General features: G+C 71.4%; 25 protein-coding genes. 19 read left to right on the top strand and 6 right to left on the bottom strand.

Annotated elements, in window-relative coordinates:
• The first annotated feature begins 4 nt into the window (after positions 1 to 4).
• Positions 5 to 709 (top strand): LppU/SCO3897 family protein, encoded by a 705-nt coding sequence (locus CV755_RS17910; protein WP_109281223.1) that lies wholly within the window; start codon positions 5 to 7, stop codon positions 707 to 709.
• A gap of 84 nt (positions 710 to 793) precedes the next feature.
• On the opposite strand, the gene CV755_RS17905 is transcribed toward CV755_RS17910, so the two are convergent.
• Genes CV755_RS17905 through CV755_RS17895 form a run of 3 tightly spaced genes read right to left on the bottom strand, consistent with a single transcriptional unit; the run spans position 794 to position 4,261 of the window.
• Positions 794 to 1,552, bottom strand: coding sequence for a succinate dehydrogenase/fumarate reductase iron-sulfur subunit (locus tag CV755_RS17905; RefSeq protein ID WP_109281222.1), 759 nt, complete (start codon positions 1,550 to 1,552; stop codon positions 794 to 796).
• A gap of 52 nt (positions 1,553 to 1,604) precedes the next feature.
• On the bottom strand, positions 1,605 to 3,551 hold the full coding sequence (locus tag CV755_RS17900; protein WP_109281221.1) for a fumarate reductase/succinate dehydrogenase flavoprotein subunit: 1,947 nt from the start codon (positions 3,549 to 3,551) through the stop codon (positions 1,605 to 1,607).
• 2 nt (positions 3,552 to 3,553) lie between these two features.
• A complete protein-coding gene (locus CV755_RS17895; RefSeq protein ID WP_109281220.1) occupies positions 3,554 to 4,261 on the bottom strand; it encodes a succinate dehydrogenase cytochrome b subunit in 708 nt (235 codons plus the stop codon).
• Between the two features lie 87 nt (positions 4,262 to 4,348).
• On the opposite strand from CV755_RS17895, the gene CV755_RS17890 reads away from it, so the two are divergent.
• Complete coding sequence (locus CV755_RS17890; protein WP_109281219.1) at positions 4,349 to 5,260, top strand: LysR family transcriptional regulator; 912 nt, start codon at positions 4,349 to 4,351, stop codon at positions 5,258 to 5,260.
• A gap of 205 nt (positions 5,261 to 5,465) precedes the next feature.
• Positions 5,466 to 5,705, top strand: coding sequence for a chaplin (locus tag CV755_RS17885; RefSeq protein ID WP_109281218.1), 240 nt, complete (start codon positions 5,466 to 5,468; stop codon positions 5,703 to 5,705).
• A 99-nt stretch (positions 5,706 to 5,804) separates the two neighbouring features.
• Here CV755_RS17885 and CV755_RS35175 read toward each other — a convergent pair whose 3' ends face one another.
• The 3 genes from CV755_RS35175 to CV755_RS17870 form a co-directional block, all read right to left on the bottom strand.
• On the bottom strand, positions 5,805 to 6,518 hold the full coding sequence (locus CV755_RS35175) for a 4'-phosphopantetheinyl transferase family protein (protein ID WP_241561268.1): 714 nt from the start codon (positions 6,516 to 6,518) through the stop codon (positions 5,805 to 5,807).
• Positions 6,515 to 7,402 carry a metallophosphoesterase family protein gene (locus tag CV755_RS35170; protein WP_241561267.1) on the bottom strand — a complete coding sequence of 296 codons (888 nt, stop codon included), beginning with the start codon at positions 7,400 to 7,402 and terminating at the stop codon, positions 6,515 to 6,517. The genes CV755_RS35175 and CV755_RS35170 overlap by 4 nt, the downstream gene beginning before the upstream one ends.
• 170 nt (positions 7,403 to 7,572) lie before the next feature.
• On the bottom strand, positions 7,573 to 9,024 hold the full coding sequence (locus tag CV755_RS17870) for a flavin monoamine oxidase family protein (protein ID WP_338323677.1): 1,452 nt from the start codon (positions 9,022 to 9,024) through the stop codon (positions 7,573 to 7,575).
• 264 nt (positions 9,025 to 9,288) lie between these two features.
• Here CV755_RS17870 and CV755_RS17865 point away from each other — a divergent pair, with 264 nt between their 5' ends.
• The 16 genes from CV755_RS17865 (at position 9,289) to CV755_RS17795 (ending at position 26,542) form a co-directional block, all read left to right on the top strand.
• Positions 9,289 to 11,517 carry an MMPL family transporter gene (locus tag CV755_RS17865; protein WP_153068692.1) on the top strand — a complete coding sequence of 743 codons (2,229 nt, stop codon included), beginning with the start codon at positions 9,289 to 9,291 and terminating at the stop codon, positions 11,515 to 11,517.
• A gap of 59 nt (positions 11,518 to 11,576) precedes the next feature.
• Positions 11,577 to 12,236 (top strand): helix-turn-helix transcriptional regulator, encoded by a 660-nt coding sequence (locus CV755_RS17860; RefSeq protein ID WP_153068691.1) that lies wholly within the window; start codon positions 11,577 to 11,579, stop codon positions 12,234 to 12,236.
• Positions 12,237 to 12,444: 208 nt separating this feature from the next.
• Entirely contained in the window at positions 12,445 to 12,573 is a 129-nt protein-coding gene (locus CV755_RS36725; RefSeq protein WP_277751827.1) for a hypothetical protein, read from the top strand.
• A 102-nt stretch (positions 12,574 to 12,675) separates the two neighbouring features.
• The gene (locus CV755_RS17855; RefSeq protein ID WP_109281213.1) at positions 12,676 to 13,605 is read left to right on the top strand and encodes a class I SAM-dependent methyltransferase; all 930 of its coding nucleotides are present in this window, start codon (positions 12,676 to 12,678) and stop codon (positions 13,603 to 13,605) included.
• Between the two features lie 75 nt (positions 13,606 to 13,680).
• Positions 13,681 to 14,661, top strand: a complete 981-nt coding sequence (locus CV755_RS17850; protein WP_109281212.1) for an ACP S-malonyltransferase — start codon at positions 13,681 to 13,683, stop codon at positions 14,659 to 14,661.
• Positions 14,651 to 15,370 carry an SDR family NAD(P)-dependent oxidoreductase gene (locus tag CV755_RS17845; RefSeq protein WP_109281211.1) on the top strand — a complete coding sequence of 240 codons (720 nt, stop codon included), beginning with the start codon at positions 14,651 to 14,653 and terminating at the stop codon, positions 15,368 to 15,370. The genes CV755_RS17850 and CV755_RS17845 overlap by 11 nt, the downstream gene beginning before the upstream one ends.
• Positions 15,371 to 15,402: 32 nt before the next feature.
• A complete protein-coding gene (locus CV755_RS17840; protein WP_161968716.1) occupies positions 15,403 to 15,657 on the top strand; it encodes an acyl carrier protein in 255 nt (84 codons plus the stop codon).
• Positions 15,654 to 16,889 (top strand): beta-ketoacyl-[acyl-carrier-protein] synthase family protein, encoded by a 1,236-nt coding sequence (locus CV755_RS17835; RefSeq protein ID WP_109281209.1) that lies wholly within the window; start codon positions 15,654 to 15,656, stop codon positions 16,887 to 16,889. Before CV755_RS17840 ends, CV755_RS17835 begins: the two co-directional genes overlap by 4 nt.
• The gene (locus tag CV755_RS17830; RefSeq protein ID WP_161968715.1) at positions 16,856 to 17,665 is read left to right on the top strand and encodes an SDR family oxidoreductase; all 810 of its coding nucleotides are present in this window, start codon (positions 16,856 to 16,858) and stop codon (positions 17,663 to 17,665) included. Before CV755_RS17835 ends, CV755_RS17830 begins: the two co-directional genes overlap by 34 nt.
• Positions 17,666 to 17,755: 90 nt before the next feature.
• Entirely contained in the window at positions 17,756 to 18,766 is a 1,011-nt protein-coding gene (locus tag CV755_RS17825; RefSeq protein WP_109281207.1) for an SDR family oxidoreductase, read from the top strand.
• Complete coding sequence (locus tag CV755_RS17820) at positions 18,763 to 20,004, top strand: aspartate aminotransferase family protein (RefSeq protein ID WP_109281206.1); 1,242 nt, start codon at positions 18,763 to 18,765, stop codon at positions 20,002 to 20,004. The genes CV755_RS17825 and CV755_RS17820 overlap by 4 nt, the downstream gene beginning before the upstream one ends.
• Before the next feature lie 25 nt (positions 20,005 to 20,029).
• Positions 20,030 to 20,551 carry a type II toxin-antitoxin system RatA family toxin gene (locus CV755_RS17815; RefSeq protein WP_109281205.1) on the top strand — a complete coding sequence of 174 codons (522 nt, stop codon included), beginning with the start codon at positions 20,030 to 20,032 and terminating at the stop codon, positions 20,549 to 20,551.
• Positions 20,548 to 21,678 (top strand): acyl-CoA dehydrogenase family protein, encoded by a 1,131-nt coding sequence (locus CV755_RS17810; protein WP_109281204.1) that lies wholly within the window; start codon positions 20,548 to 20,550, stop codon positions 21,676 to 21,678. The genes CV755_RS17815 and CV755_RS17810 overlap by 4 nt, the downstream gene beginning before the upstream one ends.
• Positions 21,679 to 21,777: 99 nt before the next feature.
• The gene (locus CV755_RS17805) at positions 21,778 to 22,689 is read left to right on the top strand and encodes a hypothetical protein (RefSeq protein ID WP_153068689.1); all 912 of its coding nucleotides are present in this window, start codon (positions 21,778 to 21,780) and stop codon (positions 22,687 to 22,689) included.
• A 2-nt stretch (positions 22,690 to 22,691) separates the two neighbouring features.
• Positions 22,692 to 24,425 carry a SagB/ThcOx family dehydrogenase gene (locus CV755_RS17800; RefSeq protein WP_109281202.1) on the top strand — a complete coding sequence of 578 codons (1,734 nt, stop codon included), beginning with the start codon at positions 22,692 to 22,694 and terminating at the stop codon, positions 24,423 to 24,425.
• Entirely contained in the window at positions 24,422 to 26,542 is a 2,121-nt protein-coding gene (locus CV755_RS17795) for a TOMM precursor leader peptide-binding protein (protein ID WP_109281201.1), read from the top strand. The genes CV755_RS17800 and CV755_RS17795 overlap by 4 nt, the downstream gene beginning before the upstream one ends.
• The last annotated feature ends 8 nt before the right edge of the window (positions 26,543 to 26,550 follow it).

Genomic DNA, 26,550 nt, shown 5'->3' with positions numbered 1-26,550 from the left:
ATCGGTGCCGATAGAAGTCCCGTTAACACTCACCCCGCAACAGGCGGCCCAGGGTGTCGTCCAGACCGTCCAACTGTCCACCGGCCCGCTCACGGTGCGCATTCCGCCCGTACCGGACGGCGCGCTTATCACGGCGCCCACCGCACAGGGCGAGGTGCTGATCCGCATCCATGTGGTCGCGGCGGCCCGGCCGCCCGCCAACAGAGGCCCGCGCGCAGGGCTGCTGGCCTTCCTGGGCCTGGCCGCCGTGGTGGCCCTGGTCTTTGCCTTTAACCACCACGGCTCCAGCTCCTCGGCGTCGTCCGGCAGCAGTTCGCCCACCCCCTACAGCTACGCCAGGCCGACCGACACCTACTCCCCACCGGCCGCACCGACGTACCACTATGTGCCTCCGGTACCCCGCTTCACCCTGCCCCCCATCACCCTGGCCCCGCCCCCGGCCCTGCCGCACACCACCGGGACCTGCCTCAACGGCACCATCCCGGACTCCACCACGCCGGTGACCGTGAGCAATGTCCATGAGGTCGCCTGCTCCGCCTCCGATGCGCACTACAAGGTCATCCAAGTCTTCTACGCGACCAGCGACATGGAGAAGTGCCGGAGCATCGACGGCACGGAATACACCTTCTCGGAGCGGATGACGCGAGGTGGGGTGACGCTCAACCAGTATGTGTACTGCCTGAAAGGGCTGGGCTCCTACGCCCGTTGAGGCCGGGCCCCCGTACGCCCTGGGCGGCGACTTGCGGCGCCGGGCGCGCCCACGCCCTGGCCGCAACCCCCGCACCCCCCACGGCTACCGTCCCCCCGAAGGCGTACCCTTCACCACCGCCCGCAGATACTCGCGATTCATCCGCCCGATCGAAGTCAGCGGAATCCCCTTGGGGCAGGCAACCGCGCACTCACCGGTGTTGGTGCAACCGCCGAAGCCCTCGGCGTCCATCGCCTCGACCATCCCCCGTACCCGGGACTCCCGTTCCGGTGCCCCCTGCGGCAGCACATTCAAATGCACCACCTTCGCCGAAGTGAACAGCATCGCCGAACCATTGGGGCAGGCGGCCACACACGCCCCGCAACCGATGCACTCCGCGTGCTCGAACGCGAGGTCCGCCACCGGCTTTGGTACCGGCGTGGCATGCGCCTCCGGCGCGGAGCCGGTCGGTACGGAGATATAGCCGCCGGCCCCGATCACCCGGTCAAACGCCGACCGATCGACGACCAAGTCCTTCACCACCGGGAACGCCGCCGCCCGCCAGGGTTCGACGTCGATGGTGTCGCCGTCGGCGAAGTGCCGCATATGGAGCTGGCAGGTGGTCGTCCGCTCCGGGCCGTGCGCCTGGCCGTTGATGACCATGCCGCAGGCCCCGCAGATGCCTTCCCGGCAGTCGTGGTCGAAGGCGACCGGCTCCTCACCCTCCAGGATCAGCCGCTCATTGAGCTGGTCGAGCATCTCCAGGAAGGACATGTCCTCGCTGATCCCGGTGACTTCGTAAGGGGTCATCGCGCCGGGCTCGTCCGCGTTGCGCTGGCGCCAGATGCGCAGGGTCAGTTTCATCAGATGTACCTCGGGCGTTGGTGGAAGGCGTTGTCATACCGGCGGACGTGGCTCACGTATAGCTCCGCTGGGCGGGCCGGACATACTCGAAGTGCAAAGCCTCCCGGTGCAGCACGGGCGCCGCGCCCGTACCCGTGAACTCCCAGGCCGCCGCGTATGCGAATTCCTCGTCCTTGCGCGCGGCCTCACCGTCGGGAGTCCGGCTCTCCTCGCGGAAGTGACCGCCGCAGGATTCCGTCCGGTGCAGAGCGTCCAGGCACATCAGCTCGGCGAGTTCCAGATAGTCAACGATGCGATTGGCCTTCTCCAGGGACTGGTTGAGTTCCACCCCGCTCCCCGGCACCTTGATCCGCCGCCAGAATTCCTCCCGCAGTGCGGGAATCCGGTCCAGTGCCTTGCGCAGCCCATGCTCGGTACGGGCCATTCCGCACTCGTCCCAGAGCAGTTCGCCGAGTTCACGGTGGAAGGAGTCGGCGGTGCGGTCGCCGTTCACGGCCAGCAGACGCTCCAGGCGCCCGGCCACTTCCGACAATGCCGCCCGTACCGCCGGGTGGTCGTCCGGGACCTCCTCCTGCGGATGCCGGGCCAGATAGTCATTGATCGTCGCCGGCAGGACGAAATAGCCGTCGGCCAGGCCCTGCATCAGGGCCGAGGCACCCAGCCGGTTGGCGCCATGGTCGGAGAAGTTGGCCTCACCGATGGCGAACAGGCCGGGGACGGTGGTCTGGAGGTCGTAGTCCACCCATAGCCCGCCCATGGTGTAGTGGATGGCGGGGTAGATGCGCATCGGAACCTCGTAAGGGTTCTCGGCGGTGATGCGCTCATACATCTCAAAGAGATTGCCGTACTTGGCCTCGACGGCCGCCCGCCCCATCCGGCGGATCGCGTCCGCGAAGTCCAGATAGACGCCCTGCCCGCCGGGGCCGACTCCCCGCCCCTCGTCGCAGACATTCTTCGCGGCGCGGGAGGCGATATCGCGCGGCACCAGATTGCCGAAGGAGGGGTAGATCCGCTCCAGGTAGTAGTCGCGCTCGGATTCGGGGATGTCCTGGGGCGCCCGCTGGTCCCCCGCCCGCTTCGGCACCCAGATACGGCCGTCATTGCGGAGCGACTCGCTCATCAGCGTCAGCTTGGACTGATGGTCGCCGGAGCGCGGAATGCAGGTGGGATGGATCTGGGTGAAGCAGGGATTGGCGAAGTAGGCACCGCGCCGGTGCGCCCGCCAAATCGCCGTGGCATTGGAGTTCTTGGCGTTGGTGGAGAGATAGAAGACATTGCCGTAGCCGCCGCTGGCGAGCACCACGGCATCCGCGAAGTGGGTGGAGAGGGCACCTGTGAGGAGATCACGGGCCACAATGCCCCGGGCCCGCCCGTCGATCACGATCAGGTCCAGCATCTCGGTGCGCGCATGCATCTCCACCTGCCCGGCGGCTATTTGCCGGGAGAGCGCCTGATAGGCGCCGAGCAGCAGCTGCTGCCCGGTCTGGCCGCGGGCGTAGAAGGTGCGGGAGACCTGGACGCCACCGAAGGAGCGGGTGTCCAGCAGGCCGCCGTATTCCCGGGCGAAGGGCACCCCCTGGGCCACGCACTGGTCGATGATTTCCACCGAGATCTGGGCGAGGCGGTGGACATTGGTTTCCCGGGCCCGGAAGTCACCGCCCTTGACGGTGTCATAGAACAGCCGGTGGATGGAGTCGCCGTCATTGCGGTAGTTCTTGGCCGCGTTGATACCGCCCTGGGCGGCGATGGAATGGGCCCGGCGCGGGGAGTCCTGATAGCAGAACTGGACGACCCGGTAACCCTGTTCGGCCAGCGTCGCCCCGGCGGCGCCGCCGGCCAGTCCGGTGCCCACCACGATCACCGTGTGCTTGCGGCGGTTGGCGGGGTTGACCAGCTTGGCGGCGAACCGGCGCCGGTCCCAGCGCTCGGCGATGGGGCCGGCGGGGGCCTTGGTGTCGATCACCGGTTCACCGGTGGTATGGCGGAGGTAACTCGACATGATCAGCTCACGACTCCTGTCAGAACGCCCACCGGAACGGCGATAAAGCCACAAGTCAGCACCGCCGCCAGCAGATTGGCCATGGCCTTCAACGCCCGGTCCCGGCGCGGGGAGTTGGCGCCGAGCGTCTGGGCCGCGCTCCAGAACCCATGCCGGATATGCAGCCCCAGCGCGAGCATCGCGGCGATATAGAAGGCGGAGACATACCAGCGGTCGAAGGAGGCGACCAGATTCTGGTACGGATGGCCCTCCTGGTGGTTGGGGTTCACGGTGAGCGTGGTGAGGTCCAGGATGTGCCAGATGATGAACAGGGCGAGAATCACCCCGCCCCAGCGCATGGTCCGGGTGGCATAACTGCTGCGCCGCCGGGAGTGCCGGTACTTCGCCGGGCGCGCCGCCAGATCGCGGCGGCTGAGCTGGTACGCGGACACGCCATGCAGCACCACCGAGGCGGTCAGTACCACCCGGGCCAGCCAGAGGAACCACATATGGTGCAGAAAGGGCTCGCCAATGGTGCGTATCCAGTGCCCGTAGCGGTTGAACTCCCCGGCCCCGAAAAAGACCTTGAGGTTGCCCAGCATATGGGCCACCAGATAGGCCAGCATGATCAGGCCGGTGCCGGCCATCACCGCCTTCTTGCCCACGGTCGAGCGCCATAGGGAGCCGATAAGGGACGGGTCGCGGGCCGTCCGGGTCGTCGCCAGTGCCATGGACCCGACGCTAGGTCGGCAAGCGGTGATGCGTCCAAGACATGGTGCAGCTGGTTTCCATAGGCAATGCCTATCTACGATGATGGAGTGCAACTCCAGCAGCTCCGTTATTTCGCGGCCCTCGCCGAAGTCCGTCACTTCACCCGGGCCGCCGAGACGCTGCATGTCGCCCAGCCCTCGCTCTCCCAGCAGATCCGGGCACTGGAACGGGAGTTGGGGGCCGCACTGTTCCACCGGGCGCGCGGCAACATCACCCTCACCGACGCCGGGGAGGCGCTGCTGCCGCTGGCCCGCCGCATCCTGGCCGACACCGAGACCGCCCACCGTGAGGTGCAGGAGGTCGCCCAGCTACGGCGCGGCCGGGTGCGGCTGGGTGCCCCGCCCAGCCTGTGCGCCAGCCTGGTCCCCGATGTGCTGCGCGCCTATCACGCCCGTTTCCCCGGCATCGAGCTGCTGATCGACGAGGGCGGCTCCCAGGACCTGGTGCGCACCCTGGCCGCCGGTGGCCTGGACCTGGCGCTGATCATCACCCCGCTGGGTGTGGGCGCCCCGGCCCTGACCACCACCGAACTCCTCCATGAGGAGCTGGTGGTGGTCACCTCGCCGTCCGTACCGCCGCCGACCCGCCGCGCCCGGCTGCGCGTCGAGGAGCTGCGCGGACTGCCCATGGTGATGTTCCGGCGCGGCTATGACCTGCGGGAGATGACCATCGCCGCCTGCCGGGCGGCCGGTTTCGAGCCCTCCTTCACCGTGGAGGGCGGCGAGATGGATGCCGTACTGGGCTTTGTCCGGGCCGGGTTGGGCCTGGCGGTGGTGCCCGGCATGGTGGCGGCCCGCTCGGGGCTGCGGGTCACCCCCTTCGCGGACGGCCGGATGCGCCGTACCGTCGCGGTGGCACACCGCAAGGACGCCCCACCGCCGCGCGCCGCACGGGAGCTGCGGGCGGTGCTGATGGAACATCTGGCGGGAGAGGGGCGCCGGTCCGGCGAGTGCTCATAGGCGGCGCCGGACGGCCGCTCGCCAGCCGTCCCCATGGTGCGGGCGCTAACAGAACGGTAGTTTTCCGGACACATCCCATCCGGTGACAGACGGTCACCCGTCCGCTTCACCGACGAAACCTTTGCGTCTGCCATGCGTTTATCCGGGCTGCGACCGGTCACTGGCCGTGAGCTCGTTCCGTCAGACCGAACAAAGGTGTCACCACATGTCACGATTCGCCAAGGCAGCTGTACTGACCGCCTCAGTGGGCTTCGCTCTTGCCGGCGTCACCGGCACCGCCGTAGCCGACGCGGACGCGGAAGGCGTTGTCGCCCACTCGCCCGGTGTGCTCTCCGGTGATGTCATCCAGATCCCGATCCATGTGCCGATCAACCTCTGTGGTAACTCCATCGACATCGTCGGTCTGCTGAACGCGGCGAGCGGCAACGTCTGCATCAACTCCTGACGCGCGGAGCACCCTCCGCGACCGGGACGCCCGCCACAAGCGGACCGTCCCCCGGCGTGGCGCCCCCGACGCGGTCGGCGGGCGCCACGCCCGTGTCTGTCACCGGACGGCGGCCTCCTCGGCCGTCCCATGGTCCGGCTCGGCGGCCGGGGCCGGCAGGGCGATGGCCGTGACCACCAGGCCACGGTCCACCAGCCAGCGGCCGGTGAAACCGGCCAGCCGCTCCCCGCCCACCACCGGACCGGGCACCAGCAGCCGGGCCTCGAAGGTCCCGGCCGCCGCGTCAATGGACAACTCGGCCTCGGAGAAGTCCAGTTCCCGCTCGGTGAGCGGATACCAGGTCTTGAAGACGCTCTCCTTGGCGCTGAACAGCAGCCGGTCCCAGTGCACCTCCGGCCGCTCGGCGGCCAGCCGCGCCAGATGGGTGCGCTCGCTCTCCAGGGAGACGACACGCAGCACACCGTCCGGCAGCGGACCGTGGGGCTCGGCGTCTATCCCCAGCGAGGCCGCGTCCGCCACCCCGGCCACCACGGCGGCCCGGTAGCCGTCGCAGTGGGTCATGCTGCCGACCACCCCGCCCGGCCAGCGCGGCGCGCCGCGCCGGCTGGAGAGCAGCGGTGCCGGGGCGTACCCCAGCCGCCCGAGCGCCGCCCGGGCACAGACCCGTACGGTGGCGAACTCCCGCTGCCGCTTGGGCACCGCCCGTGCCACTGCGGCGGCCTCCTCGGGGAACAGCACGCCGGTCACGTCCTGCGCCGCGTCCTCGAACGCCTCCTCGGCCACCGCCCAGGCAGGCACCAGTCGCTCGATCAATGGATGAACCCCTCCCGGTCGTCGGCCGGCACCGGCAGGATCTGCCGGGGCAGCCGCCGTGGGCCGCGGGGCCGCCATTCGCGCGGGTAGCCGACCGAGACCTCCTCGAACCGGACTCCGTCATGCCGGGTCACCCGGGGGATGTGCAGATGCCCGTAGACCCCGGCGGCGGCCCGGAACCGCAGATGCCAGTCGGCGGTGAGCTCGGTGCCGCACCACTGGGCGAAGTCGGGGTAGCGCAGGATCCGGGTGGGCTCGCGCACCAGCGGCCAGTGGTTGACCAGCACCGTGCGCAGGTCCGGGTCAACGGCCGCCAGCCGGCGCTCGCTGTAGGCCACCCGGGCCCGGCACCAGTCCTCCCGGGCGGGATAGGGGTCCGGGTGCAGGAAGTACTCGTCACTGCACACCACCCCGGCCTCCCTGGCCCGGCGCAGCGACTCCTCCTTGCTGTCGGCCCCCGGCACCCGGAACGAGTAGTCATAGAGCACAAACAGCGGCGCCACCGCCACCGGCCCGCCCGGCCCGTCCCACACCGGGTAGGGGTCCTCGGGCGTGTCGATGCCCAGGCCGCGGCACAGCTCCACCAGGTGCAGATAGCGCTTCTCGCCCCGCAGATCACAAGGGTCCTGGGGGACGGTCCACAATTCATGGTTGCCCGGCGCCCAGATCACCCGGGCGAAGCGCCGCGCCAGCAGGGTCAGCGCCCATTCGATGTCGGCGTAGCGCTCGCCGACGTCCCCCGCGACGATCAGCCAGTCGTCCTCGGTGACCGGACGCAGGGATTCCGTGACGGCCCGGTTGTCCTGGTAGGCGACGTGCAGATCACTGATGGCCAGCAGATTCCCGGTGGGCACGGCGACGTCCTTATCGTTCTCGTCTTCCACGACTGCTCATGACTACGACGGAACTCAACCCGCTCACCTGCCGAGTTGACCCCCAGGCCCGCCTCTCGCGCCCGGATTGAGGCTAATACGGGCCGGGGAGGGAGGGGAAGGGCGGACCGGAGGCCGCGTCATCTCCGGTGCGAAATGTGCCAGTTCCAGGAGGAAACCGCTCAGCCGGCCTCCGCTGCGGTGATCTCCGCGCAGACGCGATGGGCGGAGTCGAGGGCGCCCTCGATATAGCCGCACCAGCGGGTGGATGTCTCGGTGCCCGCCCAGTGGATCCGGCCGACCGGGCGGCGCAGGGCGGGCCCCAGGAGGGTCCAGGCGCCGGGCGGGAAGAGTGCGGCGTATCCGCCCCGGGTCCATGGCTCGGCCGCCCAGTCCACCTCCGTGTAGTGCTGCGGTTCGCCGGCCCGCGGACCGAAGAGACGGGCCAGCTGGGCGGTGACGGCGGCCCGGCGGTCGCCCGGCGACCGGCGGGCATGGGCTCGGGCGGCGGAGCCCTCGACAAATCCGAGGAGGACGCCGTACGAGGCGTCCCGGGGGGAGCTGTCGAAGGCGGCGCGCATCGGCCCGCACAGGCTGGTGACCTGCCCGCTGAGGTTTTCCCGCCGCCAGAAGGGTGCCGGATACAGAGCCACGCACTTGACGACGCTGCCCATCGGCAGCCGTTGGGTGAGCGCGTCTCGCTCCGCGGGGAGCGGCGGGTCGTAGTGAATCCGGCAGGCGAGCGTGGGCGGGACGGCGACCACCACATGCCGGGCGCGCCAGGTGTCACCGTCCGCCGTCCGGACCCGGACGGTGCCGTCGTGCTGGGTGATGGAGCGGACCGCCGTCTCCAGCCGTACGCGCCCGGCGAGTTGGTCCGCCATGCGGAGTGCCAGCGCCTGGGCCCCCTCGGCGAGGTGGTCCTGCTGTGCGCCGCCCTCGGTGCGCAGCAGCGCGTCGAAGCTGCCTGCTGCCCGGGCGTAGAACAGGGCGTGCAGCAGCGAGAGTTCGGCCGGCTGCGCGGACCAGACGGCCTCGCAGGCGAGGGTGAACAGGCGGCGTCCGTGCCGGGTGCGGACGTGACGGCGGATCCAGTCGCCGAGCGTGGCGGCGTCCAGCCGCGCGGCGTGCGGGGAGCGCCAGGGTGCCGCGCAGTCAATGGTGCGGGCGAGGTGCTCGAACTGCCGCAGGGCGAGGGCGACATCGAGCAGGGCATGCGGGGCGCAGTGCGGAACGGAGCCCGCATAGCGGTGCGGACGGCCGCGGGTGTCCTCTACGAGGTGCCGGCCCGAGGCGTGGGTGGGGAGAGGATGGAGGCCGAGCTCGGCGGCAAGGGCATAGGCGCGGGACTGTCCCGGCCCGATGAACTGTCCGCCGAGTTCCACGAGCCGGCCGTCGGCCGAGGTGGTCAGCACCCGGCCGCCGACCCGGGCGCGGGCCTCCAGCACGATGGTGTCGGCCCCGCGCCGGTGCAGGGCGCGGGCGCAGGCGAGGCCGGCCATTCCGGCTCCCACGACGACGACATCGACGCTGCGGTGCACCGCGGCTGTTGGGGGAGTGAAGGTGGTAGTGCGGCGGTGGGGCATGGGGACTCCTGGACAGGACGGACCTGACCGGCGCACCCCATCCGCCATACCGGCGCCGGCCCCGCTGTGTGCGGCGCTCTGCGGCACATGATGGGCAGTGGGGTACGACCCGTCAACTGGCCGGTTCTGCCGTTTTATCCGCCCTGTAAGGGCCGTCACGATGGCTACGGGTTTCCGGGTGCCGCCATATGATCCAAAGGATCATACATACTTGCGTGTATCATTTTGGCGGTGGCGGCACCGGCCTGCGGGCACAGGCCCCGCGGACGGTGCCGGTCCACCCGTCCGAGCACGGCCAAGCTGGGGGGAGTCTTGGGCGCAGCAGACAGTTGTTCCGCCGCACCGGGCAGTCGCACCGCCTTGGTCAAGGTCACCGAACTCGTCCTGGGTCACCGCCGGTTGGTGCTCGCTCTGACGGTGGTCGTGGTGGCGCTGGCCGGCTGGTACGGCTCCGGGGCCGTCGGGCGGCTCTCCAACGGCGGGTATGCGGCTGAAACCGCCAGTGAACGGACGGCGGAGGCCGAACTGCGCGCGGCCTTCTCCATGGAGCGTCCCCGGCTGGTTCTCCTGCTCCGTGCAGACGCGCCCGTGGACTCCCCGGCGGTCCGCCGGGCCGGCCTCGACTACGTCCGGCAGGTCGAGCGGCTGCCGGGCGTGACGGCGGCGCAGTCCCCGTGGACGACGGGCGATCCGCTGTTGCGTGCCCGCGACGGCCGCTCCGCCGTGGTCGCCGTGAGTCTGGCCGGTGACGACGACCGGGCCCAGCGGACGGCCAAACGCATCGTCCCCGGACTGACGGGACGTCATGTCCCATTCGACGTCATGGCCACCGGCGAGGCGGAGTCCAGCGCCGAACTCCAGCGGCAGAGCGACAACGATCTGGCGCGGGCCGAGCTCTTCGCCGCTCCCGTGATCCTGCTCGTCCTGCTGGTGGTCTTCCGCACGGTCCTGGCCGCGCTGCTGCCCTTCGCGGTCGGCGTGGTCGGCGTGGTGCTGACCCTGACCATCCTGCGGGTGGTGACCGAGTTCACCGATGTCTCGGTCTTCGCGCTCAATCTGACGACGGCTCTGGGGCTCGGACTGGCCGTTGACTACAGCCTCTTCCTCCTGATGCGGTTCCGGGAGGAGACGTCCCGGGGGAGGGACGCCCATGACGCGGCGGTCACCGCGGTACGGACGGCGGGGCGGACGGTGTTTTTCTCCTCGCTGACCGTCGCGCTGTGCCTGAGCGCCCTGTTGCTCTTTCCGCTGTACTTCCTGCGCTCCCTGGCCTATGCGGCGATTCCCGCGGTGCTCAGCGCCGGGGTGGTGGCCGTGGTCGTTCTGCCCGCGGCGCTGCTGGCCGCGGGCCGGTGGCTGGAGGCCGGGGACATCACTCCCTGGCTGCGCAGGCTCGGCCACCGGCCATCCGTGGGGGCCGCCGAGTCCTGGTGGTCGAGGCTGGCAACCCGGATCTCCCGCCGGCCGCTGCGGGTGGCCCTGCCCGTCGCCGGGTTCCTGGTACTGCTGGGACTGCCGTTTACCCAAGCCACGTTCGGTCTGACCGATGAGCGGGTGCTGCCCGCCCACGCCGAGGCGTACCGCGCCGCCCGCTTTATCGAGGGCCACTTCGACAAGGGAGTGCTCGACCCCATCCAGGTGGTGGTCCGGGGCGCCTCTCCCGGTGCCGGAGAGGCGTATCTGCGGCAGGTGTCGCGGCTCGACGGCGTCGCCTACGCCATGGGCGCCTCCGGTCGCTATGAGCACGGGACGAGGACGGGCCCGGCCAATCTCCCGCCCGACGCCTATGAGCATGCCGGGGTCACCCGGATCATGGCGGTGCCGGAGGACAACGCCTTCTCGGACCGCAGCGAGCAGGTCGTCCGGCACATCAGAGCGGGTCCCGGGCCGGGCGAGAGGTTTGTCGCGGGCGCGTCCGCGCTCTTCACCGACACCAAATCGGTGATCACCGACCGGCTTCCCTATGCGGCGGGCCTCATCGCGCTGGTGATGTTCGTCCTGCTGTTGCTCTTCACCGGCAGCCTGGTAGTGCCCCTGAAGGCCATCTTCTTCAACACGCTCAGCCTGACCGCCTCGTTCGGAGCGATGGTGTACGTCTTCCAGGACGGCCATCTCAAGTGGCTGGTGGGCGACTTCGTCTCGACCGGATACCTGGATGTGACGGTACCGGTCCTGATGTTCTGCGCCGCATTCGGCCTGTCCATGGATTACGAGATCTTTCTGATGTCACGGATCCGTGAACAGTACGCATTGCACGGCGACAACACCCGCGCGGTGATCGAGGGCGTCGGCAGGACGGGCTCGATCATCACGGCGGCGGCCGTACTGATCGGAGGGGTGCTGCTGGCACTCGCCAGCTCCGGTGTCTCCGTGCTCAAACTGCTCGGGCTGGGCATGTTCCTGGCCGTGCTGGTGGACGCCGTGGTGATCCGTGGCGTGCTGGTACCCGCGTTCATGCTGGTCATGGGACGCGCCAACTGGTGGGCGCCACGCTGGTTGCGGTGGCTGTACGCGCGGGCCGGGCTCAAGGGGGAGGGCTGACCGGTCCGCGCGCCGAGCGACTGACCATGTCACATCTGTTGGATCGGGGGAGCTTTGTGATGCGAGTCATGCCGAGCGATATGACGAGTCCGCTGTGCGCATCCCACACGGTGGACTGTCATGTCATCCTCGTCGGGTCGTGGTCCGCCATGCCCGAGGGACGGTTCCAGCAGTCCGGGGGGATGGGGGTCTACCGCTGCGCCGACCGCGACGAGCTCGCGCCGGCCGTGCACACCCGCAGCGCCGACTGGGTCCTGGCCGGACAGGAACTGGACGACGGTGACATCGAGACCGCCGTTTCCGGCGCCCGGGCCGTCCGTGAGAACGTCCGTCTGGCCATGCTGGGGCGGCGGGGGGACTGGCGCCGGCGCGACCGCTGGATGCGCCGGGGTTGTCAGGTCTACCTTGAAGAAACGATAAGTCTGAGTCGCGCCGCCGCCGCCCTGCGCGCCGCCCGCGCCCTCGACGTCAATGTGATGGACCGCGTCTTCAGCGACGCTCTCCGCGAACGGGCCACGGGCCCCGCTCCCCATCTCACCCGGCGCGAACGCGACGTCCTGGAACTCCTCGTCCGGGGGCTGCGCAACCGCGAGATCGCCGGCGTGCTGTTCGTCAGCGAGAACACCGTCGAGTACCACATGCGGCACCTGCTGGCGAAGTTCAGCGCCCGCAACCGCCTGGAAGTCGTCGAACGGGCCACGGTGCTCGGCCTGGCCTGAGCGTCCCGGAATTCCCACGGAATCCCGTGATGTCCGTCCCGCCGGGTGCTCCTGCCGTGCTGCGAATTGCGCCTCCTCGATTGAGATCGCCTGGGTGGAGTCCGAGTAATCCGCGAAATCCCACGGCAACCCGTGAGGCCGGTTTTACCCGGTCGTCCTAGGGTGATGACGCACCATCAGGAAAGCCCAAGTGAAGGAGGGGAAGGCAATGGCGGACATTACGTTCGAGATTGTGGACGAGCAGGTATCGAGCCTTGAGGCCATCGGTGTCGAGGAAGGCTGCAGCACCTCCACGTCCACCTCCTCGCTCGACATCTCCGAAGTCGAGTTCGAGTAATCACCGCAGTATCCCGGGCGTGCGTCCGCACTCCGTCTCGCGACGGAGCGGGCGCACGCCGTCATGTGTTGCCCCCTGCCGGAAGGACCACCGGGATCAGCCATGCGGAACGACACCGCCCATCAGCGCCGGATCCAGGGCGACTACCACCATGGGCTCTTCCACGCACTGGACGACTGGGACCGCTCCTACGCCGACGCCCTCGACCTGGCCGGCGACCCCGCACAGGCCCGTGCGCTGGGTCTTGACCAACTCGGCCACTTCGGGCCGCCCGGCTGCGACCTCGTCGTCGCCGCCCTCACCCGCCTCCTCCCGCCCGGCGGCCCCCTCACACTCGCCGAACTGGGCTGCGGCCTCGGGGGCGCCCTCCGCCACCTCACCACCGGGCTGCGCGCCCGGGGCCGTACCGTCGCAACGCCCGTCGGAATCGACATCGTTGCCGAACACATCCGTCTCTGCGCCCGCATCGCGGCCGCCACGGGCCCGCCCGTCCGGCCCCTCCAGGCCGATGTGCACGCCCTGCCACTGCGCACCGGCTGTCTCGACGCGGTGGTGTGCACCGGTTCCCTGCCGCATTTCCCGGACCCCGGCGCGGTGCTGGCCGAGGCCTTCCGGGTGCTCCGGCCCGGCGGGGTGCTGGTGATGACCGAGGAGGTGAGCCTGGTTCGCGCGGGACGCACGCCCTCGGCCGGATTCCGCCGTTTCCACCCGCCCGGCGTCTTCTTTCTCACCGGCGAATCCGAGCGGCTCCGCCAGCTGACGGAAGCGGGATTCCTCGGCATACGGATCCGTGATCTCACCGACTGGGCCGCCGCGTTGCTGCGTGACCGGCTCAAAGTGATGGAGATCTTCTCCGGCGATGTGGCAGCGATTTTCGGGCAGGCCGAGGCCGACCTGCTCCGGGCCACTCTTGCCGCCGCCCGCCGGGAATACGAGGCGGGCACCATTCGGCCGGCGCTGGTCACCGCGTACACCCCCGCGGATACTCCCGGGAATCCCCAGGACATTGTTAAGGAATTCCGGGATGGCTGACCGTGTGCGGCATTCCCTAGGCTCACTGGGGATCGGTCGGGAAGGGCACTGCGCGACCTCACCGCAGGAGGGAACATGAGCATCTGGGTCTTCCCCGGCCAGGGCGCACAGCGCCCGCATATGGCGGCCGGCTGCGGTGAGGCCCCCGCCCTGCTCCGCACCGCCCGCGACATCCTCGGCACCGACCTGACCGGCTGCTGCCTGACCGACCCGGAGCCCGCGTGGGACCCCGCCACCGTGCAGCCCGCCCTGTTTGTCGTCGGTGTCGCCACGGCCCGGGCGCTGCTGCGGCACGGGCCGCCCCCCGAGGGCGTGATCGGCCACAGCTTCGGCGAGTTCGCCGCCCTCACCGCGGTCGGCTCGCTCTCCTTCGAGACCGGCCTCGTCCTCACCGCGCAGCGCGCGCGGGCCATGGCCGACGCCGCGACGACGGACACCGGCATGATGGCCGTCCTCGGCCTCACCGCCGACCAGGTCCGCGCCGTCTGCGGCTCAATTGCCCGCCGGGGAACGGCCATTGCGGTGTCCAACGTCAACAGCCCGACCCAGACCGTCCTCGCGGGCGAGAACGCCGCCATGCAGGAGGCGGCCCGCCGGTGCCGGGCCCGCGGCGCCCACCGCACGCGGGTCCTGCGGGTGCCCTACGCCGCCCACACGCCCTTGATGGAGCCGGCCTCGGACACGCTGCGCCGTGCCCTGAAGGACATCGAACTCCGCCCGCCCGCCGCCCCGTTGTACTCCTGTGTCACCGGCACCGCCACCACCGATCCCGGCCGCATCAAGGAGCTCCTGGTGACGGGGATGAGCAGGACCGTGGACTTCCGGGCGGCCGTGGAGAGCGCCGCCGCCGACGGACACCGGGCCTTCACCGAACTCGGCCCCGGTTCCCCCGCCCGGCTGCTCGGCCTCATCCGCGAGACGCTGCCGCAGCACCGGCTCGACCTGCGGCTGGTCTCGGGCGACGAGGAGGCCCGTACCCCGCGCCCCTTCCAGCCCGAACGGCAGGACCGGGCGGCGCCCCGGCCGGCCGGCACGGAGGACCGCCATGGCGGATGAGCCCCGCGTCGCCCTCGTCACGGGTGCCGGCGGCGCCATCGGCTCGGCGGCCTGCCGGGCGCTGGCCGCCGACGGCATACGCATCGCGGCCTGCTACCGCACCGCGGAGGGCGCGGCCCGCGCCCTGGCGGCCGCACTGCCCGAAGCCGTCGCCCTCCCGCTCGACGTCCGCGACGCCGCCGCGGTCCGCGCCGCGTTCCGCGCCACGGCCGAGGCGCTGGGCCCGGTGACCGTCCTGGTCAACGCCGCGGGCATGCGGCACGACCGGCCCGCGGCCCGCATGCGCGACGAGGACTGGGACGAGGTCATTGACACCAATCTCACCGGGGCGTTCCGCTGCATCCGTCAGGCTCTGCCCCATATGCTCGCCGCGCGCCATGGCCGGATCGTCAGCATCGGCTCGGCCGCCGCGGCGCTGGGCGTGCCCGGCCAGGCGAACTACGCCGCCGCCAAGGCAGGTCTGCTGGGAATGACCCGCGCCGTCGCCCGGGAGACCGGCCGGCACGGCATCACCGCCAATGTGGTCTCGCCCGGCCTCGTCGCCTCCCGCCTCACCGCCGACGTGGGCGGGCCCACCCGCACCCGGTACCTCCAGCTCACCGCGACCGGAGCCCTGGTATCCGCCGAGGATGTGGCCGCGGCCGTACGGCACTGCGTGAACAACCCCGCCATGACCGGACAACTCATCCACATCGACGGCGGGTTGTGACCCGACATCCCCGACCGGCAAGGAGTACAGCCGTGAAGAGCACCAGGGACACGGTGGAGCACGAACTGCGCACGCTGCTCACCGAACGGTTCGCCGTACCCGCCGAACAGATCACCCCCGAGGCCCACCTCTTCGACGATCTCGGCCTGGACTCGGTCGATCTGATCAGTGCCGTCGCCATCCTCGAGGAACGCCACAGCCTGACCATCACCGACGAAAACCTCCAGGACATGCTGGTCGTCCGGGGGCTGGTGGACCGGGTCACCCAACTGCTGGAGCGCTCATGACCGCCCGCCGGGTGGCGATCACCGGTATCGGCCCGGTCACCCCCATCGGAATCGGCGTCAAGGACTTCGAGGACTCCCTGTGGGAGGGCCGCCCGGGCATCGGCCCCCTCACCCGCGTCACTCTCCCCGGCTTCCCCGTCACCGCCGCCGGGGAGATCCACGGCTTCCGGCCCGAGGACCACATCGAAGGCCATGTCCTGCGCCGTGCCGAGCGATTCGCCCAACTCGGCGTGCACGCGGCCGCGTTGGCCATGCAGGACGCCGCTCTCACCGGCACCGAGGCCGACCCGCTGCGCTCCGCCGTGGTCATCGCGACCGCCTACGCCGGCATGGAACGCATCGCCGGCGAGGCCGCGGTGCTCACCGCCCGTGGCTGGCGGGCCATCTCGCCCTCCACCAGCATGGCCATGATGCCCACGGTCGCCGCGGGCCTGGTCTCCATGCGCTACGGCTTCATGGGACCCGTCGAATGTCCCACCACCGGCTGCGCAGCCTCCGGCCACGCGCTGTCCCGCGGCATGGACCTCATCCGCCAGGACACCGCCGACATCGTTCTCGCCGGCGGGTGCGACGCCCCGCTCAACCCCATTGCGCTGAGCACCTTCGCCCGCGCCCGGGTCCTGTCCACCCACGGCGGCGACCCCGCGCAGGCCTGCCGGCCCTTCGACGCCGCCCGCGACGGCCTGGTGATGAGCGAGGGAGCGACCGTGCTGGTCCTGGAGGAGGCGGAGCATGCCCGCGCCCGCGGGGCGCATATCTACGCCGAGGTCGTCGGCTACGGCCACACCGCCGACGCCTACAACCTCTCCCGCCCCCGGCCCGACGTGCGGGGCGCCCTGGCCGCGATGAAGGGAGCCCTGCGCATGGCCGGCCGGCCGGCCGGCGACGTCGGATACGTCAATGCCCACGCCGCCGGCACCCCGGCCGGGGACGCCTGTGAGGCCCGGGCGATCCGTGAGCTCTTCGCCGACCCGCCCCCGGTGTCGTCCACCAAGTCCCTGCACGGCCACCTCATGGGTGCCACCGCCGCCACCGAGGCGGCCGCCACCGCCCTCGCACTGGACCGCCGCATTCTGCCGCCGACCGCCAACTACGGCCGTCCCGATCCCGATTGCGACCTCGATGTGATTCCCCACCGGGCGCGGAACGCCCGTACCACGCTCGCCCTCAGCAATTCCTTCGCGCTGGGAGGTGTCAATTGCTCCCTCGCCCTGGCCGCTCCCCGGAGCTGACCCCGACGCCGTCCGACGGCCCGTCCGAGCCCCGGCCGTTCGCCGGACAGGTGGCCCTGGTCACCGGCGGCACCAAGGGCATTGGCGGCGGTATCGCCCGCCGCCTCGCCGCCGACGGCGCCGATGTCGCCGTCACCTACCTTCGCGACCGCGAGGCCGCCGCACACACCGTGACGGCCCTCGAAAAGCTCGGCGTACGGGCCGTCGCCCGCCGCGCATTCTTCGGCGACCCCGACAGTGACGTCCCGGCCGCTGTGATCGACTGGGTCACCGCCGAACTCGGGGCACCCACCCTGCTCGTCTCCAACGCCGGTACCGGAGTGGAGCGTTCGCTGACGCAGACCCGGCGCAGCCACTGGGACTGGGCCGTGGAGACCCATGCCCGCACCCTGCTCCGCCTCGTCCAGGCCGCACCCGGCCTGCGCGCCGTGCTCGCCGTCTCCAGCCTCGGCGCCCGGCGGGTCCTGCCGCACGCCTATGGCCTGCTCGCCGCAGCGAAGTGCGCCCAGGAATCCCTGGTGCGCTACCTCGCCGTCGAGCTCGCCCCGCACTGCCGGGTCAACGCCGTCACCCCCGGCCTCGTCGATACCGACGCCGCCCGGGGCTTTCCCTGGCATGCCGAACTGTTCGAGACCGCCCTCGGCAGGACCCCCGCGGGCCGGCTGACCCGGCCCGAGGATGTGGGCGCACTCGCCGCCTTCCTCCTCTCCGGCCAGGCGGAGATGATCACTGGGCAGACGGTGGTGATCGACGGCGGCTACTCCCTGCTGATGTGAGCCAGGCGCCGATACCGGCCCGGCCCGCGCTCCACACACCCGGTCGTGCCCGGCACGTCCGGCCCGCGACCGAACCGGAGGACACCTCCAATGTCTCGTCCCTACCTTGTCACCGGAGCGGCGGGCGTCGTCGGACAGAGCTTGCTGGCGGCCCTGCCCGCGCATGCGGCGATCGGCCTGGTCCGGGAGGGCGGCACCCGGCCGTCCCACGCCGCCGGCCTGCTCACCGGCGATGTCACCGTCCCCGCCCTGGGGCTGGCTCCAGGCCCGTACCGCCGGCTCGCCGGACGGATCGGTGGTGTCATCCACAGTGCGGCCATCACTTCCTTCACCCGGTCCGCCGCCGACATCCACCGCGTCAACGCCGGTGGAACCGCCCATGCCCTGCGTCTGGCAACCGACGCGGGAGTCCCGTTCCACCTCATCAGCACCATCTATGTGGAGCGCCGCCCCGGCAGCATCCCCACCGGGCGGTCGCGCGCCTACCGGGAGTCCAAACAGGCCGCGGAGGAACTCGTCCGTGCCGCTCAAGTGCCCTGGTCGATCCTGCGCATGTCCCTGGTGATCGGCCATAGCGCCGACGGCTCCATCCCCCGCTTCCAGGGCGTGTACGCCGCCATGAAGGCCCTGGTCACCGGTGAGGCCCATGTCATCCCCGTGGCTCCGGGCTCCTTTATCGACTTCCTCCCGCGCGACTATGCCGCCGCCTGCGCGGTGGCCCTGATCGAGGCGGGAGCCGGCGGCGAGCACTGGATCACCGCCGGCAAACGAGCCCTGACCATCGACCAGTTCACCGCGGTCTGCACCGCCTACGCCCGGCGCAGGGGCTGGCAGGTCCCCACTCCCCGCATGGTGGACTCCGAGATGGTGCACCGCCTGATCATGCCCGCCTTCGGTGACCGTCTCGGCGCCGATGTCCGCAAGCGCCTGGAGCTCTTCACCGACATCCTCGGCCCGCTGACGACCGACCGCCAACTGCCCACCGTCGAGCCGGGTTTGCCTGGTCCCGGTGACCCTCCCGACCTCGTCTCCTGCCTCGATGCGTCCCTCTCCCACTGGGGGAGCCGGGTCCGTCTGATTCCTCCGGGGGCCATCGCATGACCACGGAACCACGGATGTCCCGCGCCGACGTCCTCGGCCTCTACCGCCGCCACGTCAACTCGGGGCTGGCCCGGCTGGCGGATCTGATGGCCGCCCCGGTCATCGCCCGCGCCAAGGGCGACCACCTCCATACCGCCGACGGCCGGCGGCTCCTCAACTGCGGAGGGTTCAGTGTCTTCCTCCTCGGCCATGGCTACCCTCCGGTGGTCGAGGCGGTCCGCGCCCAGCTGGCCGACCTCGCCATCACCGGACCGCTGGTCTTCCACGAGGAACTGGCCCGCGCCTGCCGGGCCCTGGCCGACGCCGCCCCGGACGGCCTGGAGTATGTGTACCTTGCCAACTCGGGCGCGGAAGCCTGCGAAACCGCACTCAAGCTGGCCCGGCTGAACGGCAGGAACCATGTGGTCTCCACCCGTGGCGGCTTCCATGGCAAGACGCTGGGCGCCCTGAGCGTCACGGGCCGTGACACCTTCCGCCGCCCCTGCGAACCGCTGCCCGGCCCGGTCGATTTCGTCCCGTACGGCGATGCCGCGGCCCTCGCCGCCCGCCTCACCGAACGGTCCGCCGTCATCGTCGAACCCGTCCAGGGAGAGGGCGGCGTCCGCATCCCGCCCCCCGGCTACCTGCGTGACATCGCGCGGGCCTGCCGCCGGGCCGGTGCCCTGCTCATCATCGACGAGGTGCAGACCGGGCTGGGCCGGACCGGCGAGCTCTGGGCCGTGGAGGCCGAGGGCGTCGTACCCGACATGCTGCTCAGCGGCAAGGCCCTGGGCGGGGGAGTGATCCCGGTCGGCGCCGTCGTCGCCACCGGCGAGGTCTTCGCCCCCCTCAACCGCGACCCCTTCCTGCACACTTCCACCTACGGCGGCAATCCCCTGGCCGCCGTCGCCGTCCGGCACACCGTCGAGGCGGTCCTGCGCGAGGACGCGCCCGGCCGGGCCCGGAAGCTGGAGGGCCGCCTGAGGGAGCTCCTGCACACCCGGCTCGCCGGCTGCCGGCACCTGGTCAGTGAGGTCCGCGGCCGCGGTGTGCTCTTCGGTGTCGAGTTCATCTCGGAGTCTCTGGCCGGCGAGTTCGTCCTGGAACTCCTCGAGCGTGACGTCGTGGTCTGCCCGACGGCCAACTCCCTGGGGACCGTGCGGTTCACCCCGTCGGTGTTCTACGGCGACGACGAACTCAGCTGGCTCGGCACCGCGGTCGCGGGCGCCGCCGCCGCCGTCGCGCGCCGCCACCTCTAGCGTCTTTGCGGTCAGGAGGATTCCCATGCGACAGGTACGTACGACAGGTGTGGCCAAGGGGCGGAGCGCCGCCGAACTCTACCCGGTCATCTGTGATTTCCCCCGTTACCCGGAACTGACCGACGCGGTGCTGCGGGTGGACACCGAGGACTTCGGCGACGGCCGGGCCGGCTGCTCCTGGGAGGTGAAATTCCGCCGCGGCATCCTCAAATGGACAGAGGAGGAACGGTTCGACGCCGCCCGGCACCGGGTCGAGTTCACCCTCCGGGACGGCGACCTCGACCACCTCACCGGCCACTGGCAGCTCCGGGACGAGGAGGGCGGCTGCCGGGTGGAGTTCGCCTGCGAATTCGACATGGGCATCCCCACCCTGGCCGATGTCATCGAGCCCATCGCCGCGCAGACCCTCGGCGACTACATAGCCGTGATCCTCCGCGCGCTCGTCGGGGAGATCGAGATCCAGGCCGGGACGGAGAGCGGGACGGAGCCGGGCGCCGGACCCGGCGCGGACCGCCCCACAGCCGCCGACGACGGGGGACGGCGATGAGCGACGCCGGATTCCTGGCCGAGGACCGCCGCCTGCTGGAGGACCACCTGCCCGGCCTCGACGCCCGGCTCGCCCAGGCCGGCCTCGACGCCCTCGAACGTCCCGGTTCACCCGCCATCGACTGGTTCCGGCAGGCGGGAGCGCCGGGCCTGTTCATCCCCCGGGACCACGGCGGCCTCGGCGTGGGCCTGCGGGACGGGATCCGGATCCAGCGGGCGATCGGCTGCCGGGCACCCTCCCTGGCGGTGGCCACCACCATGCATCACTTCTCCGTGGCCGGACTCACCGTCTGGGACCGGCAGGAGGCGGGCATGGAGTGGCTGCTGGCCGAGGCCGTCGCCCGGAACTCCCTGCTCGTCGCGTCCGGTGCCGCCGAGGGCAGGCCCGGCTCGGGCATCCTGCGCCCCGACATGAGCGGCCGCCCCACCGACGGCGGCATCCTTGTCTCGGGCAGCAAGAAACCCTGCAGCCTCAGCAGTTCCATGGACCTGCTCTTCGCCACCGTGCGGATCGACGGCCCAGGCGACCCCAGGCTCGCCATCGCCGTGATCCCCGCCGACTCCCCGGGACTGGACCGCCGCTCCTTCTGGCCCAGCCACCTCCTCGCCGGGGCGGAGAGTGACGAAGTCATCCTCCGGGACGTGTTCGTCCCCAGGCGGCTGGTCTCCGAGGTCGGTCCGGTGGGCACCACCTCGGAGGCCCTGCGCCAGTCCCTGGTCCGTTTCGAGCTGCTGATCGCCGCCTCCTACGCCGGTATGGCCGCCGCCCTGGTCGAACGGGTGCTGGCCGCGCCCCTCGCCGCCCAGGCGCCGCTGGCCGCCATGGCCGTCACCCTGGAGGGCGCCTGCTATGCACTGGAGGGCGTCGCCGCCCGGGCCGACGAACTCACGGCCGGCACCGACCTCCTGGGGCCCGCCCTGCTGGCCCGCTACCACACTCAGGACGCCGTCGTCCAAGTGGCGGCCGCCGCGGTCGAGGCGCTGGGCGGAGGCGGCTTTCTCGCCGATCCCGGGGCCGCCTACCTCCAAGCGGCCGTCCGCTGCCTCGCCTTCCACCCGCCGGCCCGCGCCGCCGCCACCGGCACTCTGGCGGATCATTTGCGCGGGCAATCCGCAACTGTCGAATGACCAGGGGCAGTTGTGCTGTCAATGGCCCGGAAAACCGTGGTTCCGTACTACGGGAAATCGGTATCGGCCCGCCCCCGGCCCGGCCCGTACGTTGGCGGCGTGAACCCAACTGACCTGGCACAGACCACCGTTGTCGGGGCCACCGATGTGGCCCTGACCTCCTTGGGGGACGACCGGTTCGAAATTCTGGCGGGCCCACGCCGCTATGTGGTGAAGGCGCCGGGGAAACACGGCGCGGAACTGCGGGATGTGGTCACCCGGCTCGTTCCGCGGCTCACCCGGAGCATTCCCCTGCGGGAACAGCTCCCGGCCGAGGACCTCGACCGCCTCCTGCCCTTCGCCGACCAGCTGACGCACCTCGGTGTGCTGCTCCCCACCGGGCCGGACAGCCCCGTCCGCACGGCGGCCGACCGCGCGCTGTACTCCTTCATCGCCCGCCGGACCGACACCCCCGGCCCCGCCTACGGCGCGGTGAAGGACAAGCCGCTGGCGCTGACGGGCGACGCGCTTCTCACCGCGCCCCTGGCCACCGCCCTGGCGGAGCAGGGACTGGTCCTTGCCGAGCCCGGCACCACCCCTGCTCTCACCGTGGTCGTCGCCACCGACGAGGCCGAGCTCGACGAGGCCAATCAACGGCTGTGCGACGCCGGCTGCCCCCTGGTGCCGGTGTTCGCCGGTCTTCACCAGGTCCGGGTCGGGCCCTGGACCATCCCCGGGGAGACCGCCTGCCTGAGCTGCTTCGGCCCTGTCGGCACCACCGCCGACGCCACGCGCGTCAGCCCCGCGAGCTGGTCCACCACGCAGCCCGCCGCCCTGCGCTGGCTCGGCGGACTGATGGCGCATCAGGCCCTGCGGGCCTTCCTCCCCATCGAGGGCGAGCACCCCTGGGGCCGCGTCACCACCGTGGACACCACCCACTGCGAGCAGACAACCACCGCCATCTGGCGCGACCCCTACTGTTCCGTGTGCACCCGCCACGCCCCCGCCGCCCAGGAATGGACGGAGGTCTGACCATGGCGGATCCGCTGCGCTGTGTAACCGAGCAGGGGTATGCCGTCAGGACCGTTCCCCTGCCCCTGTTCGTCCGGGCCTACGCCGCCGCGCTGGTCCCCCCCGCCTCCGCCCGGGAGGTCCTCGACCTGCGCGCCACCCCGATCCCCATGCTGGACGTGGCCGTTGCCGCCGACCGCCGGACCGCTCTTTGGCAACTGGCCGAACGGGCCGCCGCGCTCCGCCTGCGCCGCGCCGCCGGCCCCCTTTCCCGCTGCGCCGTGGGCGCCGCCCCGACCCGGGAAGAGGCCGTCTGCCGCGCCGTCTACGGTGAGCTCGCCCGCCGGCACCGGCCAACGGGCCAGTCCCGCAAGGTGAGTTGCCCGCCCGTCCCGGCCCTGCGCGAGGTCGCGGGCCGGCTCGACTGCCACCGCACCGGCGACGTCGCCGGAGTGCCCGCGTTCACCGCCGTGGTCCGTCTTGAGCGCGCCGCACAGCCCTGGACGGCGACCGTCTGCGATCTGTCGGAGGAGCGCGGCGTCGAACGGGCCGTCTGGGCGGCCCTCCGTGCCTTTGTCATCGACTCCCTCGGCGGACGCGACGATGCGGCCGCCCTCCCCGGCCGGCCGGTCCGGGCGGCGGCTCCCGGGGCGGTGTCCCTCGCGGGCGCCATGGCGGGCCGCGGGCCGGCTCAGGCCGTCGGCGTGCTGCCGGATGACGGCGCCGGCGACTCCGGCCTGGCTCCGTCACCTCCGGATGAACTGGGTGAACTGGCGGAAATCCGGGCGCGGTTGCGGCGATCGGGATACCGGGCAACGGCCACGCTTCTCAGCCCGGCCGCCACGGACACCCCCGGCCATGTCGTCGGCTGCCGCATCGTCCCCGGTGATTCCGGCGTCGCGGCCCCGGTCCACGAGGACCCGCCCCCGGGGCTCCGGGCACCCGTCCAGCTCTCCCTGGCCTATGAGCGCGATCAGGTCCGCATCAGCCGGGTGTTCCACGAGAACTCCAAGATGCGCACCGTCCCCGGCGGCCTTCCGCTGGTCGATCTGGCACAGATGGCCCCCCGCGCCCGCCGGCTGCTCGGCCTCGCCTACCGGGACTTCGGCCACACCCGTCGCCAGTACCCGCTGCGGCCGGCCGGCGACCCGGAGCTGCTGCCGCTCGATATCTGCGTCCGCCGCCGCCGTTCCTGGGCCCCCATGGGCAGCCGCCCCCTCGACCGCGACCAACTCGCCCACCTGCTCAGCCTGAGCTACGCGGTCACCGGCAGCGCCGATGCGAGGGAGGGGCTGAGGCTGCCCCTGCGGGCCACCCCGTCCGCGGGCGGCCTCTACTCCAGCGACCTGTTCCTGCTGGCCGAGAATGTCACGGGCATCGAACGCGGCCTCTACTACTTCCACCCCGGAAAATGCGCCCTGCAACTTGTCGATGGCTCCCGCACATTGGCCGAAGTCGCCGAGTACACCGGATACCGCGACCGGGTCGCGGGTGCCGCGGCCCTGGTCATCTATGTCGGCGCATTCCGCCGCAACCAGTGGAAGTACCGCGAACGCGGCTACCGCACCGTCCTGCTGGACTGCGGTCATCTGGCACAGAGCGTGGTGACCAACGCCACCGCGCTCGGTCTGGTGGCCCACCCGATGATCGCCTTCATCGACGACTACTTCAACGACTTCGTCGGGGTGGACGGCAGCGACGACGCGGTCCTGTATCTGACGCTGCTCGGCACACGCAAGGAGGAGCGGAACGCATGACCGGCATCGACACCCGGACCCGCATTCACCTGGCCGACGACGAGAACGGCTTTGTCGAGACCCTGGGCGAGGTCCGCCGGGTGCGCGGCAAGGGGCTCGGCGGGCTGGCCACCGCACCGGACGCCCTGCACCGGCTGCGGGCCATGCTGGCCCCGGACGCCCCCGCCGAGCCGGTGCACGACACGGCACGGGAACCGGCGGCCGCACCGGTGCACCGGCTGGCGGTCTACGGGCCCCGGGCCCTGACCCGGCATCTGCTCGCCGTCACCGACGGCACCCCGGGGACCGGGGCCGTGGATGTCGGCGAGCTTCCCGCAACCGGCACCGATGCGGACGGTCCGGACGGCGCACCTCCCGCGCTGGTGATCCTCGCCACCGCCTCGCTCTTCGATCCCAGGGCCGCGGCGCTGAGCAAGAGCTGCGTCGAGCGCGGGCTCGCCCACCTCGTCTATGGCATCGCCGGCGAGAACAGCACCTTCGCCGGGCCCCTGTGGTGCCCGCGACGCGGCGGCGCCTGCTACGCCTGCCTGCGGATGCGCGTCTGCTCCAACTCGGTGCACGGCGCCACCTGGCGGGACTATATGCGTCTCCTCGACCGCACCGGCGGCCGGCCGGTGCAGCACGGGGTGGCGCCATGGACCGCCGCACGGCTGGCCGCCGCGGTGGGCCGGCGCGTCGCCGGCTGGCTGGCCGACCCCCGGGCCGACCACGCCGACGAGCTGCTGTGGGGCGATGACAGCGGCCCGGACCCGGCCCGCCGCCACCTGTTGCCGGTCCCCAACTGCCCGGTCTGCTCCGGCCATCCGGCCGAGCGGCCCGAGGAGGAGGACCCCGACGCCATCGGCATGGCCGCGGTGGAGGACGACCGCGTGGGGATCGTCCACGGCGTCAGCGTCCGCCGGGCCGAAAGCGGCCCCGCCGTCTATCTCAGCGGCAGCGTCTCCGCGGACTTCTCCCTGCTGAAGCCACCCATGCGGGTCACCCGCAATGGCGGGGCCGGCTTCACCAAGTCCGATGCCGTCGCCGCGGCCATCGGGGAATCCCTGGAACGGTACGCCGCCGGCTTCTACCGCGGCGCGGACCTGCGCCTCGCCCGCTGGTGTGACCTCGGTCAACCGGCGGTCCACCCCGGCGAGTTCGGCCTGTTCGCCCCGCACCAGTACGAGCAGCCCGGTTTCCCCTTCCTCCCCTTCGGCGAGACCACTCCCGTCCGTTGGGCGCCCAGCACCGACTGGCTGACCGGCGAGACCGTCCTCGCTCCCGCCTCCCAGGTCCATATGCACTACCGCCGCGTCCAGGAGGAGGCGCCCATCGGCCCGTCCATCTCCACCGGGCTGGCCGCGGGGCCCACCTTCCGCCAGGCGGTGCTCAGCGGTCTGTACGAGATCATCGAACGGGACGCCCTCGCCATCTCCTGGCTGCACCGGCTGCCGCCCCGCCCGATGCCCGCCGACGCGGTGACGGCCTCCTCCCGCGTCTCCTACCTCGTGGAGCGCGCCAAGACCTGGCGGGTCCGCTTCCACGACCTCTCGCTCGACCTGTCGCCCGCCACCGTGGTCGCGGTCATGGAACACCACAGCGGCAGCGAACAGATCATGTCCTTCGGCAGCGCCTGCCGCTGGTCGCCGACGGCCGCCGTGGAAAAGGCGTTCCTGGAGGCCGCCCAGGGCCTCACCTATGTGCGCCGGCTGCTGCGCCAGCATGAGGACTGGGAGATGGCCGAGGACTTCTCCGACGTGGACGACTTCAACAAGCACGCCATCCTCTACTCGAAATACCCCGGGCTGCGCGAGCGGGCCGGCTACCTCGTCCATCCCACCCGGCCCGCCGAGTGCCTCCGCCCCGAACGCCCCGCGCCGCCCGCCGAGGACGATCCCCTCGACCGCATCGCGGCGGAGCTGCGGGACGCCGGGCACCGCGTCCTCGTCGCCGACCTGACCACCCCGGACGTCCGGCGGGCCGGCGTGCACGTGGTACGGGTCCTGGTCCCCGGCCTCCAGCACCTCTCCGGCGTCCACTCCTGCCGGCTGCTGGGCTCCCGCCGCCTCAACTCCCTCCCGGCCGCCCTCGGTTTCGGCTCCCTGCCCGACAACCCGTATCCGCATCCCCTGCCCTGAGCGGAAAG

Origin of the sequence: Streptomyces orinoci, assembly GCF_003121295.1 — a bacterium.
Taxonomy (GTDB): Bacteria; Actinomycetota; Actinomycetes; order Streptomycetales; family Streptomycetaceae; genus Streptomyces; species Streptomyces orinoci.
Note: the sequence above shows the minus strand (reverse complement) of the source record. Positions and strands in the feature narration are given on the sequence as shown.

Excerpts from the sequence above, each read along its gene's own strand:
- CV755_RS17900 (WP_109281221.1), bottom strand. The coding sequence starts at position 3,551 with ATGTCGAGTTACCTCCGCCATACCACCGGTGAACCGGTGATCGACACC.
- CV755_RS17895 (WP_109281220.1), bottom strand. The coding sequence starts at position 4,261 with ATGGCACTGGCGACGACCCGGACGGCCCGCGACCCGTCCCTTATCGGC.
- CV755_RS17795 (WP_109281201.1), top strand. The coding sequence starts at position 24,422 with ATGACCGGCATCGACACCCGGACCCGCATTCACCTGGCCGACGACGAG.
- CV755_RS17825 (WP_109281207.1), top strand. The coding sequence starts at position 17,756 with ATGTCTCGTCCCTACCTTGTCACCGGAGCGGCGGGCGTCGTCGGACAG.
- CV755_RS17885 (WP_109281218.1), top strand. The coding sequence starts at position 5,466 with ATGTCACGATTCGCCAAGGCAGCTGTACTGACCGCCTCAGTGGGCTTC.
- CV755_RS17855 (WP_109281213.1), top strand. The coding sequence starts at position 12,676 with ATGCGGAACGACACCGCCCATCAGCGCCGGATCCAGGGCGACTACCAC.
- CV755_RS17860 (WP_153068691.1), top strand. The coding sequence starts at position 11,577 with ATGCGAGTCATGCCGAGCGATATGACGAGTCCGCTGTGCGCATCCCAC.
- CV755_RS17810 (WP_109281204.1), top strand. The coding sequence starts at position 20,548 with ATGAGCGACGCCGGATTCCTGGCCGAGGACCGCCGCCTGCTGGAGGAC.
- CV755_RS17800 (WP_109281202.1), top strand. The coding sequence starts at position 22,692 with ATGGCGGATCCGCTGCGCTGTGTAACCGAGCAGGGGTATGCCGTCAGG.
- CV755_RS17820 (WP_109281206.1), top strand. The coding sequence starts at position 18,763 with ATGACCACGGAACCACGGATGTCCCGCGCCGACGTCCTCGGCCTCTAC.
- CV755_RS17850 (WP_109281212.1), top strand. The coding sequence starts at position 13,681 with ATGAGCATCTGGGTCTTCCCCGGCCAGGGCGCACAGCGCCCGCATATG.
- CV755_RS17845 (WP_109281211.1), top strand. The coding sequence starts at position 14,651 with ATGGCGGATGAGCCCCGCGTCGCCCTCGTCACGGGTGCCGGCGGCGCC.
- CV755_RS17815 (WP_109281205.1), top strand. The coding sequence starts at position 20,030 with ATGCGACAGGTACGTACGACAGGTGTGGCCAAGGGGCGGAGCGCCGCC.
- CV755_RS17905 (WP_109281222.1), bottom strand. The coding sequence starts at position 1,552 with ATGAAACTGACCCTGCGCATCTGGCGCCAGCGCAACGCGGACGAGCCC.
- CV755_RS36725 (WP_277751827.1), top strand. The coding sequence starts at position 12,445 with ATGGCGGACATTACGTTCGAGATTGTGGACGAGCAGGTATCGAGCCTT.
- CV755_RS17835 (WP_109281209.1), top strand. The coding sequence starts at position 15,654 with ATGACCGCCCGCCGGGTGGCGATCACCGGTATCGGCCCGGTCACCCCC.
- CV755_RS17870 (WP_338323677.1), bottom strand. The coding sequence starts at position 9,024 with ATGGCGGATGGGGTGCGCCGGTCAGGTCCGTCCTGTCCAGGAGTCCCC.